This is a genomic window from Candidatus Limimorpha sp., assembly GCF_056203535.1.
Genome location: NZ_JBADWU010000071.1, coordinates 1 through 17,819, shown reverse-complemented (window position 1 = coordinate 17,819; position 17,819 = coordinate 1). Strand labels below are relative to the sequence as shown.

Sequence of the window (17,819 nt, the reverse complement as noted above, 5' to 3'; positions counted from 1 at the left end):
ACCTAGTATTTTACAAAATAAACATTCCATTTGCCGCCAGGGCCGTCAGCAAATATTGTTCCGCAATCATCAGGATCATCATAACCCTCACAACTTAAGCCGTGATAGTATTGTGTACGATCAATATTTCCTTTCAACTTTCCGTCAACGTATTTTAGGTCGATATCACTATGTTCATTTGTAATGGCAACTCTTCTCCTTCTTTCACTTTTTGAATAATTAAGAACCACGTACTGCAATTGCCAAAAATGAAAACACACCATACCATTTTCAACATCAATATCTTGATCTCGTTCAGTACAATCATTCGCATTCGGCGTGTCATAAGGATACCGTTTCAACGCATTATCATTACTTAGATAGCTTATATAATACACATAACTCACCGAATAAAATCCCTCGTTTTCACTGATTACCATATCGTATGTTTTATCCCTTTCACCATTGGCCTTGTAGCATGCCCAACGCCCAATCAGGACTCTTGGATTAAAAGCAACTTCTTCCTGTTCCATCGAATCAATTTCATTCATGTCGATGGTCAATGTCCGGCCATTTTCGGTTTGCAGGATGATTTGGCTTTCGGTACGGTTGGTGATTGTTCCTCGTGCATCGAAGCCGTTTTTCAAGTGGACAACATCAATGGTCTGTGCATATATCGTCGATAGTGACAGACAAAACGCTATCAGAAATAACAGTCTTTTCATAATGCTTGAAATTTTCATTACTGCGTTATTTTACCCGTGCCATTGCATTTTGGGCAAGTTTCCACGGCGGAATATTTATCAACGCCAGTGCCACTACAGGCACCACATCTCTCAGTTTTGGGTACAGTGATTTTACCGTTCCTGCACAATGAATAATTACAAGGCACCTCAACCAATTCCCCGTTTTTCGGAACTTCCATTTTCGTAGTGCCTTTACACTGTGGACATGTTTGAATCTCATTGACAATCACAGTTCCCGTGCCTTTGCATGAAGAGCAGTTCCTTGAGGCTTGAACACGAACAGATCCGCTTCCATTACATTTATTGCAAGTAACAGAGTTTTGTGCAAACAAAGTGACCGAGAAAACGGCCAACACAAACGTAAAAAGTATTTTTTTCATTGTATTGTTGCTAATATGCATGACGGCAGTCATATTAGAAAAGGCTGCCGTCATTTTTGGTTAAACAATTATTTAATAAGTTGTACGCTATTCAATCTATATCTAGTAGTATTGTCATCATAATAAGGACTTGCATGACCGATAATCAAAGAATTCCTACGGTTCCAAAGTGTAGTAGTTGTTTCTTCATCGTTTCTTATTGATCCATTTTTACCATATTTAACAGAGTAAGTTATTTTAACAACGACAGGATCATCACAGTCACAATCATAAGAAATTTTAAGATACCAACCATCATCGGTTTGTCCATTCTCATAAACATTGTAACTCCACTGAGGATTGTTTGCATCAGTTTCGATATTGCTTCGGCCACTTAATACAAACGAACTACATAGTACTAACACGATAATCGCAATAGGTAATACTGCTTTTTTCATCTTTCTTTTTGCCCAGTTATATCCCATTACCCTCTTCGGTTTTAATTCGTGATTTTAACGTAGCAAATATAACAACAACAATTGATTGTCAACCATTTATGTTGAAACAAGTTATTTTACATAAGCGAAACTTTTTGTTTTACGGATGTGTAAAATCAGATTTTACGGTTCTTGTTTTCCCAATAGTCGGAATAGACCTTGAAGAAATTACAACCCATTATGTCACAGATTTTCAAAAGAATGTCAGTCGCAATCCATTGACAATCAAAAATGTGATATATGTTTTGTCGCGAATAGTTCAGTTTTCGGGCAAGCCAGGCCACAGTACGCTCCTGCCGAGCCAGTTCCTCCTTGATAATGTGTCCGATATGTGGGGCTTCCTGCGTAATCATGGCTTGGAATTTTTGGGTATAGAAAAAGCGTGGAATTCATTTCTTGCCTGAACATCAAGGGTTTCCACGCCCTACTTCTCTAACAAGTCATTCCACGCCGTACTAATTACGGCATTTACAAACTTGCCCTTGAGAAGTATGCCTCGTACGAGGACTTATGTGGAAAATTCGATGTTCAAGGACAGCTATAAACGCTATCTGTTATATGTCAAATGTTTGTCGTTTTTCTATTTGCTCGTACTAAGGATTTAATGGATTAATATTATCGTTATCTTTTTGAAGGACGAATATTTCATTTGCTCATAGCCTAATGAGTAGACATTTTCGTTTTTTACACCGCAAAAATAAACAATTTCAGTAAATACAATACCATTCAGAAATATCTAAAGCAGAATTTGTGCTTCTTATTCCATTTTCGGTTAGTATTCAACAAAACATCAGACACTTCCGATGTAGTCAAATACAACATAAAAACAAGCCCCCATTTTTAGCATTGTCAAATGGAGGCTCTTGTCTCAAGCAAAACTATTGTTTGCCTCTTTCGCATTCAGATTACTTTGTTTTAGATTTCTCTTTTTTGGGTTCGCAATTGTAATAGTCTGTTTTCTCCTGCGTACATTGCTTAGTTGTAGTAGTTTTGGATGTCGTCGCGCCTGTTCTTTGATACTCTCCACCTACTACTTTAACCCCACCAGATGCCTTCACATTGCTTTGTCCGCTATTGGTGGTGGTGGTTGTAGTTGTACAAGTACTTGGAGTTACAACCTTTACTTGGTGATTGTTGTTGCTTGCAGGAACTGCTTTATAACCTGATGGACAGATGTTTCCATCTTGAGCAAATGCAAAAGTTCCCATTCCAATTAGGAAAAGAGCAGTAGCGATTACTTTTTTCATCTTTCTTTTTGCCTAGTTATATCCCATTAGGCTCTTCGGTTTTAATTGGTGATTTTAACGCAGCAAATATAACAACAGCAACTGATTATCAACCATTTAAGTTGAAATAAGTTATTTTACACAAACGAAACTTTTTGTTTTACGGATGTGTCAAATCAGATTTTACGGTTCTTGCTTTCCCAATAGTCGGAATAGACCTTGAAGAAATTGCAACCCAGTATATCGCAGATTTTCAACAGAATGTCAGTTGCTATCCATTGACATTCAAAAATGTGATATATGTTTTGTCGCGAATAGTTCAGTTTTCGGGCAAGCCAGGCCACAGTAGGCTCCTGCCGAGCCAGTTCCTCCTTGATAATGTGTCCGATATGTGGGGCTTCCTGTGTGGCCATGTTTGAGAAATTTGGGTATAGAAAAAGCGTGAACTTTGTCTTATCCACGCTTCGAGGCCCTGAGAAATGCCCGCAATCATTAATAAGTCATCGTCCACGCTACGCGCAGACGTTTAACGGACTTATTCGCATGATTGCAATTGGAAATTTCTCAGGTTTCGAAGCAGTGCCGAATAAATAAGCAAACGCTTGGTTTAAATATGTCAGTTTATTGTGTTATATATCTTAATGTCAGCTATTTAATCAGTTAATAACTCAGTTTTCCTGTATTTCCATCTTTGAGAAGGCTTGCAAACGATTGAGGTTTCAATTTACACCCACCAAACTCTTATTTTGTCCTGCAAAAATAAACAAAATCGGTTAATGCAGCACTTAACAGAAAGATTTCAAAAGCAAGATTCGAGCACATTCTCTGAAGCACCGCCTTTACAACCTCGCGCAACTTTCAAAGAATCTGCTGAAAGGCAAGGAACTGAGCGAATTCGTGAAGCGGAACATGGAGAAATTGTAATACCGCTTTTTCGGAACAAGATTTTCGCAATTTCATATAAAACAATCGCACAATTAAAAGCATTTGACTATTTTTGCAGTCAAATGCTTTTTTATGTCAACCGCACAAAACATACTGAACCGAGAAGAAGACCAACGCATCGTTGAAGCCATAAAGACTGCCGAGCGCAACACTTCGGGCGAAATCAAGGTGCATATCGAAAACCATTGCAAAGGCGATGTGGAAGAACGAAGCATAGTGGTTTTCAACAAGTTGAAACTCAACGAAACAAAACTTCGCAACGGCGTGCTCATTTACATCGCCGTGAAAGACCACAAGTTTGCCATCCTTGGCGACGAAGGCATCAACCAAGTTGTTGAAGAAAACTTCTGGAACGATGTGAAAGACATGATGGCCGCCAAATTCCACGAAGGCTTTTTTGAAGAAGGCTTGGAAGCTGGCATTTTGCGCTGTGGCGAGAAACTGAAGACTTTTTTTCCTTATCAAAACAACGACATCAATGAAATCAGTGACGAAATATCATACGGAGAGTAACGAGGCTGCGAGACTGCGAGACTGTGAAACTGCGAGACCACATACTGATGGGATTTTGAGGTTGTTTTGGGTCTACCTTTTACTTGTGCTTTGCAGCACAATCAAGGCTCAGATTCCGAGCAAGCCTTATCCGCCACGTTTGGTGAACGATTTCACAAACACATTGAGTTACAGCGAAATCGAAACTTTGGAACGGAGGCTTGTGGCCTACAACGATTCCACTTCGACGCAATTTACCGTGGTTTTGGTCGACGACCTTCACGGCATGGATGTCGCGCAATTTGCCACGCAACTGGGCCACGATTGGGGCGTAGGACAAGGCGCAAAAGATAACGGCGCAGTCATTCTGGTCAAACCCAAAAACGAGAAAGGCAACGGGCAGGTCAACATCAGTGCCGGCTATGGTTTAGAGCCTTACATTACCGATGCGGCAGCCACAGCCATCATACAAAAGGAGATGATTCCTTATTTCAAGGAAAACGATTATTACCAAGGCATTTACAATGCCGTGACGGTGATGATGGACTTGTGTTCCGGAAAATTCACAGCCGATGAATACACAAACGGCGACAATACAGGCGCCATCATTGCGCTCATTCTCATTATCATCATTATCATACTGGTTGCCAAGTCGTCAGGCGGCACCACCTACTCCGGCGGCGGTTCCAACGGTCATGTCATCTTCATGCCAGGACCAGGCAGTTTTGGCGGCGGCAGTGGCGGCTTCGGTGGTGGTGGCGGCTTCGGCGGTTTTGGCGGCGGCCATTTTGGAGGCGGCGGTGCCAGCGGAAGTTGGTAAAAACACAACATTTTTCTTTCATTTATCTCAAAACGAACACGATATGGCAAACGCACCAATCATAGAACTCGAAGACGCTTCTATCTTTCAGAAAAGCAACCTGATACTGTCGAATGTCACTTTCACCATTTGCAAAGGCGAATTCGTTTATCTCATCGGCAAGACCGGCAGCGGGAAATCGTCGCTTCTGAAAACCTTATACGGCGAATTGCCCGCCAAAGACGGTAAAGTGTTTGTCGCTCAATACGATTTGACTGACATTCGTCGCCGCGACATTCCTTATCTGCGCCGCAAAATCGGCATCGTCTTTCAGGATTTCCAACTGCTTTTCGACCGCACGGTTGAAGCTAACCTTGAGTTTGTGCTGCGCGCCACCGGCTGGAAAGAAGAAGATGAAATCTCAAGCCGCATCGACGAAGTCCTTGACAAAGTCGGGCTGAAAGATAAGCGTCAGAGCATGCCCCACCAACTTTCCGGCGGCGAACAGCAAAGCATTGCCATTGCGCGCGCCTTGCTCAACGACCCGCTCATCATTCTCGCCGATGAGCCTACCGGCAACCTCGACCCTGAAACCACCATCGACGTGATGCGCCTGCTCCGCAAAATCAGCGAAAGCGGCACAGCAGTTCTCATGGCCACCCACAATTACACATTGATGCAAAAATATCCGTCGCGCGTGATCAAATGCGACAATGGGACGATTTCTTGCTCGGTGATGGATTAAAGCAGTTTACCAAAAATAACAAAAATCCACTATAAAGTGGAATTTTTATTGCATCATTACAAAAAAAGTTGTTCCTTTGCACAAAATTAGAATCATGAATAACAAGGAAATAACTTTGGAAGATGTAAACGAATTTCTTGAACAATTCAAGGTTAAAGCAAGTGTTTTCGGCATCATTTATCGTCTTCGCGACAAAAACGAAGAAACACTATTCAACCTTGGCATTTCTGCACGGTTGAGAGAAAAGATTGTCCTGTCTTTGGAAGGCACGGACTTCAGTCACACTACTTTAGGAGATGTATTTGACGAAGGAAATGTTTTGTGGGTCTTTGGAAAAGATTACAAAGGAACGGAACTATACATCAAGATTACCATCATAGACAATGGCCGTTGCCTATGTGTATCGTTTCATGAAGCCGAACATCCAATAAACTATCCGTTTAAACCGAAAAAAGATTAACCATGAAAAGCCCATTTGCAAACTGCGAGGCACACATTGTGCAGGAATCTAAGACTGTGAAATTCAGGGGTGATGAATATACATACACATATTCATGCTATGAGTGCGAACAGACAAAAGAGAGATTCACAACTACAGATTTAGATGAAGAAAACGTTCAGCAGGTTTATCGTCAATATCGCGCAAAATATGGAATACCAAGCAGTGAAGAAATTGAACAACTGAAAGAGAAATACCACGTTTCCGCATCCCGTTTGGCCTTGATTTTAGGTTTTGGCGAAAACCAGATTAGCAACTATATTGATGGTGAGATCCCCAGTAAAGCCAATGGGAAAACTCTGTCAGCCATCAAGGAGCCACTGGTTTTTAAGCGCTACATTGAACTGGCGAAAGAGCAACTGAAACCTTCTATTTATGAGAAATTGATGTCACTGGTCAACGAACTTATTTTTTCAAATTCCGACAAAACCAATGATGGTCCATCAATGGTTGCTGAAGATGCAGCACCTTACGGAGAAAAATGTTCCAAATAAGAGACTATTTTGCCATGTAGTGACGCACGACCGTGCGTCTTTACGTTCCACAAATTTAGATGAAAATGCAAAAGTCCGAAATAGGTTCTAAGCCGAAAAAATCGTGTTAATGAGGATTTTAGCATTCTCCTCATTCCGATACAATTGCTTCATCATGGCATCGCGTTCATCAATGTCGTCTTCGGTGAAATCCTCATCCATCAAGCGCTTGATTTCAGCAATGATTTCCTCGGGTTCATCTTTCACGATGCATAGCGGTTGCAATGCCGTTCCTTTCAGCATATCCGAATTGACCAAGCAGAAACGCCCATTATACAAGGCATTTAACAATTTCAGTTTCAATCCGGTAGGTTGACTGGTCACCAAAATATTGATTTGAGCCTGACGCAACAAGTCGATCATTTCGGCATCATCGGGATTGGCCGTCAAAGTGATGTTCGGATATTCCGAGACCAATTTCTGTAACTTTTCCGACGGATTCAAACCCGCAATTACGCAAGGAACTTCCAATTCGGAAAACACGTTTTCAATCAGCCACTCAGCAGCATCGGCATTTTCGCGCACTGACAGATTGCCGTGATAAAGGACGTAATCGCCCCTACCCGACTCCGAACAAACCGAATCCTGAGCATTGAAGCCTGGCAGCAATATCGTCTTGCCATAGTGCTTCGAAAAATAGTCGAAATCCTGCTGCGCAATGGCGAAAATCCCCTTTGCCTTAGCCAAAACCGGTTCATAACGACGCAGTTTCACCGATTCCGCCAAATAGAAAATCCTTTTCCAAAGGCTGTGTTCCGATTTGCCCAAGGCGCGGTAATAATCATGCTCGACATTATGCGCACGGACAAAAATCTTTCTGTCTTTCATTCGGTTATCATTCAAAATGGCTGTCGTATGCAAACCTTCGCAAAGAATGGGATAATTGTCTTTCTGAAGCTGCTTTGCCAATTCCTCCGAACTGCGCGAAGTGACGATATAAGGCAAAAGACTCAACTGGCGGGCAAACGAAGTGTCGCGTTTGTAATACAAAACCTCATAACACAACCTTTCCAAAGCAATTTGACGCCCGCGACCATATTCATAGCAATGCAAATGGACCTTTATTCCACTGTCGGTGAGTGCCTTAATGCGGTAAAACACATCAATGACACCGCCATAGTTGGCAGGATACGGCACATCAAAAGAGATAATATGTAAATGTTTGTCAGCCATAATGTTGATAAATTGCGAGCAATGCCTTTTCTTCGTTTTCCCAGCGCAAATCCTGGGCGGCTACAGTCAGATTCTGTTTCCATTTTCCATATCTTTCTGCATCGGAAAGCGCATTCTGAATAGTTGCTGCAATCGTTTTCGGGTCGTGATTTTCAATGAAGGATCCTATATCATATCTTCGTATAATCTTCTCTATTTCAGTCAAATGAGATGCGACAATCGGCACACCTGCCTGAATGAAATCGAAAAGTTTGTTGGGCAGACTGAAACGGTAATTCAAGTTGGTATCCTTATCCAAGCAGAAACCCAATTCCGCATTTTGCGTATAGGCCATCATGTTGGCATACGACATGCGTGGCAAGAAACGAACACGGTCAACAATGTTCAATTCTATGACCATTTGCTTCAGAATCGGCAAAACATCACCGCCACCGATAATCATCAAATGGCAATCATTCAGATACTGCATGGCCTGAACCAGTTCTTCAGCACCGCGCTGAATATTGATGCCAGAACCTTGAAGCACAAGCAGATGCTTGTCGAGCGGCAACCCCAGTTCAGCCTTATCACCTTTTGGCGGCAATGCTTTTTGCGGTGGAATATTACGGATGACATGCACCTTGACACCATATTTTTCGCGGAACAAATCGGCAATCGAATCGCAAACCGTAATCATTTCACCCAATTTCGGAACGGCAAATTCCTCAATGCGTTTCCAAACGCGCTGCACTTTCGGGCGATGAATCAATTCCGGCGTCTCAGTGAAATATTCATGGCTATCGTAAATCATCTTGATGCCTTTCAGACGAGAAACGAAAAAATTCGGTAAAACCGTATCCAAATCATTGGAAAGCAATAGATTAGCGCGATGAAACAGCAAGAAAATGAAAAGACGGATATTGTATTCCGCATAAAAAAAAGGCCCTTTTTCAAACAGCAGTTTCATGCGGTGCGAAGCATACGGGCGTTCATCCATAGGCGGACTATTACGCTGCTTACGGCCAACCAAAAGAACCTCATAACCAGCCTTTTGCAATGTCAAGCAAGACTTGTTCACCCTTTGGTCTGTCACCAAATCATTGATTACCGATACGATTACGCGTTTCAAAACTGAAAGATTTGATTGCAAAGTTAATTAAATAATCGGTCAACGGCTTTCTATGGACAAAAAAAACTATTTTTGCTCAAAACAAGCATCATGCAAGAGAAATTTTCATTAAAGGAATCGATGTAATTAGCGCAAAATCCTATACCTACCATTACGAAATGATATTCTCAAGGCCCGTAGCTTAACTATTCTTTGAAGAAAAACATCATCATTGAATTTCTGCTTCACAAAAAGTTGTGTTTCCCAGAAAAAGGTTGACTCTTGTCTTTTTGAGCCAACCTTTTTCAGGGAAATATAGTCTAAAAATTTCCAAAACAACCAAAAAGGAGCAACCTCTCGGCCGCTCCTTTTTCGGTTCATTCAATGGAGACCAGCTCCAAATCGATTACCAAAGGCGAATCAGCAGGCAGCAACTGCGGGTCGATTTCAATCTCGCCGAAACCAAGGTCGGAAGGCACTATCAGCCTCACCTTCGAACCTATGTTCATCTGCATCAAGGCTTCTTCAATGGAAAGAATCATTTCACCATTACCTATGGTGAATTGCATCGGCATATCATACTTGTAACTCGACTCAACTTCCTCACCATTCAGATTATAAATGGTGTAATGAATGGCAACTTTGTCGCCCCATTGAGCCATATCGCCAGTGCCGTTTTCTTTCCAAATCACATACAATCCCGTTTCCGATGGCTCCTCTGTGATATTATTGTCTTTCACATATTTGGCAATCAGCTGACGCTGTTTTTCCATCACTTTTTCATGTTCCGCCTGATGTTTTGCCTTCTCTTCGGCAACAAACTTGTCGTGTGCTTCCTTGCTCATGATGCTGTTCATCTGCAATTCCAAACGCAAAGGCATATAAGGCAGAATGATTTGCTGATAACCGACACTATCGAAAGCCAATGAAGACGGCAACACGCAATTCAGACGGCCACCTTCCTTCACCATGCCAACGGCTTCAGTGAAACCTTTCGACAGAAAATCTTCCGAACCATACTGGAAATCAAGCGATTCAACGTCAAACGAATTCATAATGGTATCGCCTTCAAGCGAGCATAACAGAAAATCAAAATTGACATAATCGCCCATATTGGCAGTCTTGCCATTTCCAGTTTTTCCGAGAACGATAATTCCAGATTCGGTGATTTCGTTTTCAGCATTTCTAAAAGGCTCCAAAACAGTCTGTTCAGCCATGCGCAGGCTATCAAGATACTGCATGTAGGATGCCTCGATTTCTTCGTATGGCGTTATGGAAAGGAGCTTCAAATCGTAGTAAATCGCCTTGCCGGCATACTCTTCAGGGGTTTCCATTTCCATCACCGCCGAGAATACGGAATCGGCAATGACCACCATCCGGGCCGAATCGCCGATGTGCATGTTCATCAAGGCATCGGTAACGTCGCCAACAAAAGCCGCTGGTTCCAATACAATATCGACTGGCTCATCGCCAACCGTCGTAAACAGCAGCGTATCATTGAAATACTGTGCCATTTCAAAGGTTACGCCGTCCTTGAGGCGCGGCGTAACCTTTTCGTTGCTTCTTTCGTAGAATTTCATGTAGGCGCCATTGTCCATTCTCTTGAATCCCGAATAAATGGAATCGCTCTGGCATGATACCATCAACGCCAAGGCCAAAATGGAAACGACTTTGCCAAACACTTTATTCATCTTATTCAAAATCAATCAGTTCAACTTCAAACATCAGGTTTGAGAATGCAGGAATGTCAGGACCAGCACCTCTGTCGCCGTAAGCAAGGAAATAAGGTATGTAAAGCACACCCTTTTCACCTTTCGACATCAACATAATGCCTTCGTCCCAGCCAGGAATGACTTGGCCAACGCCAATCGGCATCTGGATAGGTTCGCCGCGTTCAACTGATGAATCGAACACAGTGCCATCCAACAGTTTACCTGTGTAATGGACTTTAACCATCTGACCTTCAGCTGGTTTTTCGCCATTACCTTCTTGGGTCATCACATAAACCAGACCTGATGCCGTAGGTTCAGCCACAATACCCTGTGCGTTCAGATAATTCTGCAAATCCAAAGCAGCCTTGGCGGTTTCTTCAGGATAATCGGCTTTCATCTTTTCAATTCTTTCAGCAGCAGCTTGTCTTGCTTTTTCTGCCATTTTAGCCTTGTATTCGCTTTCGGTGCAGAAATCGGTCACTTTAACATCGAATCTCATGACATCCGTAGAATTGAACTCTTCAGGAAGGCTTGGCTGACCGAAGAAAGTGGTGAAAGTCGAATCAATGTTCACGATGAATGAAGCAGAGTCGCCCTTGTGCATCATGGCAAGACCTTCGAAGAAGTCGCCGGCAAACAAAGGTTCTTCCAAACGGAATACGTTTGGCATGGTAGGGATAATGGCATTGGTGTCATTCACCGTGCAACCAAACTCGACATCAATAATGTCACCGATAGCAGGTGTTTCACCTTCATTTTGCGTGTAGAACCGATAATTCAGTCCGTTTTCGTTGATTTCATAACCCTCGTAAGGGCTTTTTTCCTGACATGAAGTCATGCCAGCGAGCATCATGGCAGCAGCAGCCATGCAAAAAACACTTTTTTTCATTGTTTAAATAGTTTAGTTAATTTTGTAATTTATTTAATGTCAATTATTTCAATATCAAATACAAGATTCGAATAAGGAGGAATAGGACCCGTTTGACGGCTACCGTAAGCCATATCAAAAGGAATAACCAATGTGGCTTTTTCACCCTTTTTCATCAGGGCAACGCCTTCATCCCATCCCTTGATAACGCGGCCTTCGCCCAAAACGAAGTCGATAGGTTCGCCACGTTCAACCGACGAATCGAAGACACGGCCATCCATCAGCTTACCTGTGTAATGCACCGTTACCGTCTGACCGGCAGTCGGGCATTCGCCTGAGCCTTTCTTGTTGCAAACATAAACGAGGCCAGAATCACGTTTCTTGGACTTAATCTTATTGTCAGTCAAATACTTGTCAAATTCCTGATGGGCTCTTTCCACCCTCGACTGATTGGCATCTTCGGGGCTCAGAATATCCAGCATGACGACATCGAAAATCAGGTTGCTGTAGGCAGGAATCAAACCGTAAGGGTTTTCGCCGTAGGCCAAATTGTAAGGCAAAACGAAACGAGCCTTATCGCCAGCCGACATCAGACCTATACCTTCTTCCAGGCCCTTCAGCACTGTACCCTGGCCATAAACTATGTCGTAATACTCGCCCAGCTTGTCAGATGAGCCTAATTCATTGCCACCCATGATTTTAGCTTCGAATTTCACTCTTGCCGTTGAACCAACGGTCGGTGTAGTGCCCTCATTATCTACCTCGAAGTTATAATAAAGTCCGGATTCCGTGTGATTCACGATTTTATTCTCCTTCACATACTGAGCGAAATCCTTTTCCGACTTTGCCTTGAGGTCTTTCATTTCGCGTTCAGCCTGACGAAGTTGTTCATCCTTGGTCATAATGTTCAGTAATTCAATATCATAAACAAGATTCGAATAAGGCTTCACATTGCCCATGTTGTGCTCACCGTAAGCCATTTCGTAAGGAATAATGGCACGCACCTTGTCGCCTTGATGCATCATCGGCACCACTTCTTCCCAACCGGGAATTGCGTAACCTTCGCCCAAAACGAAGGAGAACTTCTCATTCTGGTCGTATGATGAGCCTACTTTCGTACCATCAAGGAGATAAACTTCATAATTGACATCGACTTTCTCGCCTTGTTCAGGGCAACGGCCTTTGCCATTTGAAATCGGTATAATGTAAATACCAGATTCAGTAGGAGTTACATCAATATTATTGTCTGCGATATAAGCAGCCAAGGCTTCTTTCGATTCATTTTGCATATCAACCTTCATCTGGTCAATTTCAGCCTGAAATTCCTCAGCCGTCTTGACTTCCAACATCTTGATTTCATAGCGGAAATAGTCATCGGCCTTCAAGCCAACGGCCACAGGATCCTGTGAATAGTAAATGGAGGCGATGGAATCGGCCTTAATATAGAACGAAGCGGAATCGCCCTCACGCATCATGGCAACGGCTGAGTGCAAATCGCCCTTGAAACGTGGTTCAGCCAGCTGAAGATGAATGATGCCTTGGGTTTCAGCCCAGTCATAGTACAGTGAATCATCAAGATAGCACAATACCGACATCTTCATGAAATTCGTCTTCTCGGGCAAGGCATTAGCCTTGTTCTGGTTGTAAAAACGATAATACAGACCATCGGAAGTTTTCTTATACCCCGGAAACCTCTGGTCTTTTTGGCCACATGAAGCAAATAGCGTTACAAAGGCCACGCACAGTAATGCGAATGAAAAACATTTTCTTTTCATAAGTTATTGAATATCTATTATTTTAATCGTGTAAATTAGTGTCGAATAGGCAGGTATCTTGTTATCGTCGCCATGAAGCCCGTAGGCCAAATGCGATGGAATGATTAAGGTTGCTATATCGTTTTCATGCAAGTATTTCATGGCTTCATCGAGACCTGATTCGACAGTTCCCTCTCCCACTTTGAACACCTTAATTCCTTCATTTTTAGAAGAATATATCAAATCGCCAGTAATGGAACGCAATTCGTATTCCATGTGAACCGTCTGCCCCTCCTGAATCAGCTGTTCGGAACCCTGCTTCAAAATGACGTAACGCAATCCCGTTCCCGTTGAAATCATGTTCAGCCCGTGACGGCTCACATAATCCTCAATATCAGCCTCTTCGTCGTTCACCATATAGCAGTTGGCTTTCTCCATGCTTTGTTTCAAAGCATTCGGATCAGTCTTTTGCGGTGCCTCCTGACTATGGTCGCAAGCAAGAAGCACAATAAGGAAACCGAAGAACAAACATTTAATAAATCTATTCATTATCAAGCATTTAACATTTTCTTATAATCAGGCAATACCGATTTCAGTTTCTCAACCGCTTCCTCAATCGTGCAATCCATAGTGCCACCGGCTGCGTTGGTATGTCCACCGCCTTTGAAATGCTTGTTAGAAAGTTCATGCACCGAAAACTCGCCTTTCGAGCGGAACGAGAACCGTATCTGTCCCTGCCTTTCGGTTATCAGAACCGACATTTTTATCTTTTTCAGCGATAGCGGATAATTCACAATTCCCTCAGTATCACCAACATGATAGTCGAAGGAGTCAAGTTCGCTCTTACTCAAGGCAATGATGGCAGTAGAATAGTCATCCAAAACCTCCATCTTATTGATAGCATACCCCAACAGGCGCAATCTGCTTTCCGAGAAAGTATCGTATACCAGACGGTGAATATCATTGTAAGATATTGATTTCTTGACTAATGCGCCGACGATTTCGAAAGTGCGCGGGTGATAGATTGAATGTGCAAACGAACCCGTATCGGTCATAATGCCGACCAGCAAATCCGTGGCAATGCTTTCGTCCAAATAGTTCTCGTCGTAATGCAGAATGATTTCGGCCACCAATTCTGAAGCGCTCGAGACATTGGTTTCCGACCATCCGCAACAGAACTGGCTCATGTCGGGGTCGCGGTGGTGGTCGACCAAAACACGCGGAACACGCGTCTTTCCAATCTCGTTATGGAGCAATCCGGAACGCGATAAATTGTTGAAATCCTGCATAATAATACACTCAGCAGTCGAAATCCACTCCTGCGCCAGCTCCGTTTGACTTTCATAAATCAGAATATCGTGCGCTCCAGGCATCCACGACAAGAAACCTGGAAAATCGTTGGGTACCAAAACTTTAGCATCGACACCAAACTTCTTGAGGAAAAAACACATCGCCAAAGAAGAACCTATGGCATCGCCGTCAGGATTGACATGAGAAACCACGAGAATCTTCTTAAACGAATGAATTACAGTATCAAACTGATTATAAAATGATTCCGTCTGCATAATTTTGCGCAAAATAAGTGGGCAAAATTACATAATTTCTCAATAGGTTCACCTTATTATATATAAAGAAATCACATTGTTTTCGGCTGCAGCACTTCAAAACTATTATCGTCATACACCAAAACTATGCTTTTCAGCAGCGATTTTTTTGTTTCACGCTGATTATCAGCAGTCAAAGGAACATCAAAATTCCGTGTATCAAACAAGGTGTTGGCAAAATCATCAGCAGGTGCAGGCTCGTTTTTTTCCTTTTTCTGTTCAACTACAGACTCCGAAACGGGATTCTGTTCCTTAAATGGTTCCGACACTGTAACAGGTCCTTTGCCAAAAACAATCCAATCGAGGTTGTATTCGGGAAAAGTCTCCTTCAGCTTTTTCACAAACTCCAGACTCGGATTGTTACGTCCCGCCAAGAGGTGAGAAACATTGGAAGGCTGAATGCCCAACTTCATGGCAAACTCCGTTGCCGTCAGATTTTTCGCCCTGATGATTTGCTCGATACGTTCTTTCATAGTCACCGAAATTTTCAATTTTACCTCATTTTGAGTTTACAAAAGTAAAAAATAATTCTTTACAAAATGATACTTTTTTCAATTTACATTTGTATAATAATAGAATATCATTCATTTCATTATAATATCACTTTATATAATAATAAATAAATTATTATTTATCAGATGATTACAATATAATATTATTAAAGCAATAAAATTTGATTTTTAGACAATTTATTTAATATTTAGCTTTATATAATAACAATTATTTAATTGATATACAATTATTTATTGATTACATTTATACATTTTTCAATATATTGACACATATATAAATATTTACAATAATACAATTGTATTTTAGTATTGTAAATCACAAATACATACAATTGATTTTGTGTTATTTATAAAAATTAGTAATTACATTTGTAAATATTTCATCGCCGTAAAAATCGGAGGCAAGAAATCGCGTTTCAGGCATCATCTTCCCCACATCGACCATCAAATAGGTTCAAAAATGAAGTCCGCTCAAATCGCCTAAAAACGGCCTCATTCATCACCTACCCGATTCCGCAAATTCATTTTCGCGCTGCATGAAAAATTGCTACCTTTGCACCCTCAATGAAAACCCAAGACAAGCACATACAAAAACTCATCGAGGAAGGCGAACACCAGATGCTCGATTTTAAGTTCGAGATTTCGGACAGCAAACGCATCGCCCGTTCCCTTGCGGCTTTCGCCAACACCGATGGCGGTCGGCTACTCGTAGGCGTAAAAGACAACGGTGCCATTGCGGGTGTCCGCTCCGACGAGGAAATTCACATGATCCAGGCCGCCGCCGAAATGTATTGCCAGCCTCAGGTTTTCTACACCACCGAAGAATGGGAAATCAACGGAAAGACCGTTTTGGAAGTCATCATCCCAAAAGACAAGCAAAACAAGCACAAAGCTCCCGACAATCAAGGCGAATACAAGATATTTGTCAGGGTCAAAGACGAAAACCTTGTTGCAGACCCTGTCCTGCTGCGTGTCTGGAAATCGGACAAATTTGCAAAAGCAGCAAAAATTTCCTTCACCGAGACCGAGTCGCTCCTGCTCCACTTTCTCGCCGAAAACCAACAAATAACACTATCTGAATTTCAAGAAATCGCACATATTAATAAAAGGGAGGCCGAAGCCATCCTTGCCGATTTCATTCTTGTCGGAACCATAAAAATCATCCAGACAAGCCAAAAAACCTATTTTATCCTCACCGAGAAGTAAACGTCTTCGGAAAATCAAAACCGCAATATACCAGGCCGCCACCATCCCAATGCCAAGGCTGGGTTCTTTGCAGCCCGTCAAATTGTCTTTTGAAGGTTTTCTCCGCTGCGCAGCGAAGCGGAGTGAAAGAGGAACGGTAGGAGACTGGATGCGGAGATAGCGTTGGTATAGCCCGGGTATAGTGCGCATCTCCGTCTGGTGATTTTGTCATTTTGTCATTTGTCAAAAAATCACAATAAGCGATTTCGATATTTTCTCCTTTCTCTTTTCTCCTACTTATTATACCTAATTAATAATATATTATTAATTATTTTACTGAATAGGTGACAAATGACAAGAGGTTTGAATTTGCTTATTGTGACAAAATGACAAATGATTTTTTGACAAAATGAATTCTATCATATTATTGATAATAAGTTTGTTGCACAAAAAACAAGCATTATCATTTGTCATAAAAAGGTCGGAAAAAACGAATTCCTTTGTTTTGTCAACTTATCGTATCTAATCAAGATGTGCCCGCCGACTTACAAGACTTTGGCAGTAACATGGATCAAAAAGTATATAATCATCAAGATTTATGAAAGATTTATTTCCGAAAAAGAACACGACCTCCGCAATACCTATTTTATATGTTCACATCTCCCAAAAGCTCTATTTCGACTGTAAAGAACTGACAAAATAGAAAAAGTTCAGTAACTATTTTCATCGAAATACCTGAAAAATATAGATAATTCCAATACATTAAAGCCTCATTTCAACTTATCACACATGCTATTCTTTCCAAAAAACGTCGATAAAACATATTTTTACAAACTGATTATCAATAATATAAATCATTTTATTAAAAATAATGTATTTTTTTCTTGCCATGAATGGAAAAAGCCGTACTTTTGCAATCCCAATCACGAAGAAAAGAGGCGAAAGACAATATAAAGATTGGGAAGTTCTTTGAAAGCTTGAAGGCCAGCATAAGAAAGTCAGAGGCGCATCTGCCGCGAGGCGGGGCGCCGGTAAGGAAGAGAGACGGAAAGGACACACAGCGAGCCCTGTAATTTCAGGAAAACAGATTAAGTAGTACAATAA

General features: G+C 41.8%; 20 protein-coding genes. 6 read left to right on the top strand and 14 right to left on the bottom strand.

Annotated elements, in window-relative coordinates:
* Nucleotides 1–2: 2 nt before the first annotated feature.
* The 5 genes from AC06MN_RS08295 to AC06MN_RS08275 form a co-directional block, all read right to left on the bottom strand.
* Entirely contained in the window at nt 3–704 is a 702-nt protein-coding gene (locus AC06MN_RS08295) for a hypothetical protein (RefSeq protein ID WP_475671898.1), read from the bottom strand.
* Nucleotides 705–1,173: 469 nt separating this feature from the next.
* Nucleotides 1,174–1,569, bottom strand: a complete 396-nt coding sequence (locus AC06MN_RS08290) for a hypothetical protein (RefSeq protein WP_475671897.1) — start codon at nt 1,567–1,569, stop codon at nt 1,174–1,176.
* A 128-nt stretch (nt 1,570–1,697) separates the two neighbouring features.
* Nucleotides 1,698–1,934, bottom strand: a complete 237-nt coding sequence (locus tag AC06MN_RS08285; protein ID WP_475671896.1) for an XRE family transcriptional regulator — start codon at nt 1,932–1,934, stop codon at nt 1,698–1,700.
* A gap of 552 nt (nt 1,935–2,486) precedes the next feature.
* Entirely contained in the window at nt 2,487–2,828 is a 342-nt protein-coding gene (locus tag AC06MN_RS08280) for a hypothetical protein (RefSeq protein WP_475671895.1), read from the bottom strand.
* A gap of 155 nt (nt 2,829–2,983) precedes the next feature.
* Nucleotides 2,984–3,220, bottom strand: a complete 237-nt coding sequence (locus AC06MN_RS08275) for a helix-turn-helix domain-containing protein (RefSeq protein WP_475671894.1) — start codon at nt 3,218–3,220, stop codon at nt 2,984–2,986.
* A gap of 604 nt (nt 3,221–3,824) precedes the next feature.
* Here AC06MN_RS08275 and AC06MN_RS08270 point away from each other — a divergent pair.
* From AC06MN_RS08270 to AC06MN_RS08250, 5 genes are all read left to right on the top strand, one after another.
* Nucleotides 3,825–4,265, top strand: a complete 441-nt coding sequence (locus AC06MN_RS08270; protein WP_475671893.1) for a TPM domain-containing protein — start codon at nt 3,825–3,827, stop codon at nt 4,263–4,265.
* Nucleotides 4,231–5,064, top strand: coding sequence for a TPM domain-containing protein (locus AC06MN_RS08265; RefSeq protein ID WP_475671892.1), 834 nt, complete (start codon nt 4,231–4,233; stop codon nt 5,062–5,064). The genes AC06MN_RS08270 and AC06MN_RS08265 overlap by 35 nt, the downstream gene beginning before the upstream one ends.
* Nucleotides 5,065–5,107: 43 nt before the next feature.
* Entirely contained in the window at nt 5,108–5,788 is a 681-nt protein-coding gene (locus AC06MN_RS08260) for a cell division ATP-binding protein FtsE (protein ID WP_475671891.1), read from the top strand.
* Between the two features lie 94 nt (nt 5,789–5,882).
* The gene (locus AC06MN_RS08255; RefSeq protein ID WP_475671890.1) at nt 5,883–6,248 is read left to right on the top strand and encodes a type II toxin-antitoxin system MqsR family toxin; all 366 of its coding nucleotides are present in this window, start codon (nt 5,883–5,885) and stop codon (nt 6,246–6,248) included.
* A 2-nt stretch (nt 6,249–6,250) separates the two neighbouring features.
* A complete protein-coding gene (locus AC06MN_RS08250; RefSeq protein ID WP_475671889.1) occupies nt 6,251–6,781 on the top strand; it encodes a hypothetical protein in 531 nt (176 codons plus the stop codon).
* Between the two features lie 87 nt (nt 6,782–6,868).
* Here the strand turns inward: AC06MN_RS08250 and AC06MN_RS08245 are convergent, their stop codons facing one another.
* The 8 genes from AC06MN_RS08245 to AC06MN_RS08210 form a co-directional block, all read right to left on the bottom strand.
* Nucleotides 6,869–7,993: a glycosyltransferase gene (locus AC06MN_RS08245; protein WP_475671888.1), complete on the bottom strand. Its 1,125-nt coding sequence runs from the start codon at nt 7,991–7,993 to the stop codon at nt 6,869–6,871.
* On the bottom strand, nt 7,986–9,101 hold the full coding sequence (locus AC06MN_RS08240; protein ID WP_475671887.1) for a glycosyltransferase: 1,116 nt from the start codon (nt 9,099–9,101) through the stop codon (nt 7,986–7,988). The genes AC06MN_RS08245 and AC06MN_RS08240 overlap by 8 nt, the downstream gene beginning before the upstream one ends.
* Nucleotides 9,102–9,457: 356 nt before the next feature.
* Nucleotides 9,458–10,771 carry an FKBP-type peptidyl-prolyl cis-trans isomerase gene (locus AC06MN_RS08235; RefSeq protein ID WP_475671886.1) on the bottom strand — a complete coding sequence of 438 codons (1,314 nt, stop codon included), beginning with the start codon at nt 10,769–10,771 and terminating at the stop codon, nt 9,458–9,460.
* 1 nt (nt 10,772) lies between these two features.
* Nucleotides 10,773–11,681 carry an FKBP-type peptidyl-prolyl cis-trans isomerase gene (locus AC06MN_RS08230; protein ID WP_475671885.1) on the bottom strand — a complete coding sequence of 303 codons (909 nt, stop codon included), beginning with the start codon at nt 11,679–11,681 and terminating at the stop codon, nt 10,773–10,775.
* 29 nt (nt 11,682–11,710) lie between these two features.
* The gene (locus AC06MN_RS08225; RefSeq protein ID WP_475671884.1) at nt 11,711–13,435 is read right to left on the bottom strand and encodes an FKBP-type peptidyl-prolyl cis-trans isomerase; all 1,725 of its coding nucleotides are present in this window, start codon (nt 13,433–13,435) and stop codon (nt 11,711–11,713) included.
* Between the two features lie 3 nt (nt 13,436–13,438).
* Nucleotides 13,439–13,963, bottom strand: coding sequence for an FKBP-type peptidyl-prolyl cis-trans isomerase (locus tag AC06MN_RS08220; protein ID WP_475671883.1), 525 nt, complete (start codon nt 13,961–13,963; stop codon nt 13,439–13,441).
* Nucleotides 13,964–13,965: 2 nt separating this feature from the next.
* Nucleotides 13,966–14,979, bottom strand: coding sequence for a DHH family phosphoesterase (locus AC06MN_RS08215; RefSeq protein ID WP_475671882.1), 1,014 nt, complete (start codon nt 14,977–14,979; stop codon nt 13,966–13,968).
* Between the two features lie 71 nt (nt 14,980–15,050).
* Entirely contained in the window at nt 15,051–15,491 is a 441-nt protein-coding gene (locus tag AC06MN_RS08210; protein ID WP_475671881.1) for a helix-turn-helix domain-containing protein, read from the bottom strand.
* Nucleotides 15,492–16,094: 603 nt separating this feature from the next.
* Between AC06MN_RS08210 and AC06MN_RS08205 the strand changes: the two genes are divergently transcribed.
* A complete protein-coding gene (locus AC06MN_RS08205) occupies nt 16,095–16,736 on the top strand; it encodes an AlbA family DNA-binding domain-containing protein (RefSeq protein WP_475671880.1) in 642 nt (213 codons plus the stop codon).
* A gap of 771 nt (nt 16,737–17,507) precedes the next feature.
* On the opposite strand, the gene AC06MN_RS08200 is transcribed toward AC06MN_RS08205, so the two are convergent.
* On the bottom strand, nt 17,508–17,819 hold a 312-nt coding region (locus tag AC06MN_RS08200; RefSeq protein ID WP_475671879.1), incomplete at its 5' end, for a hypothetical protein.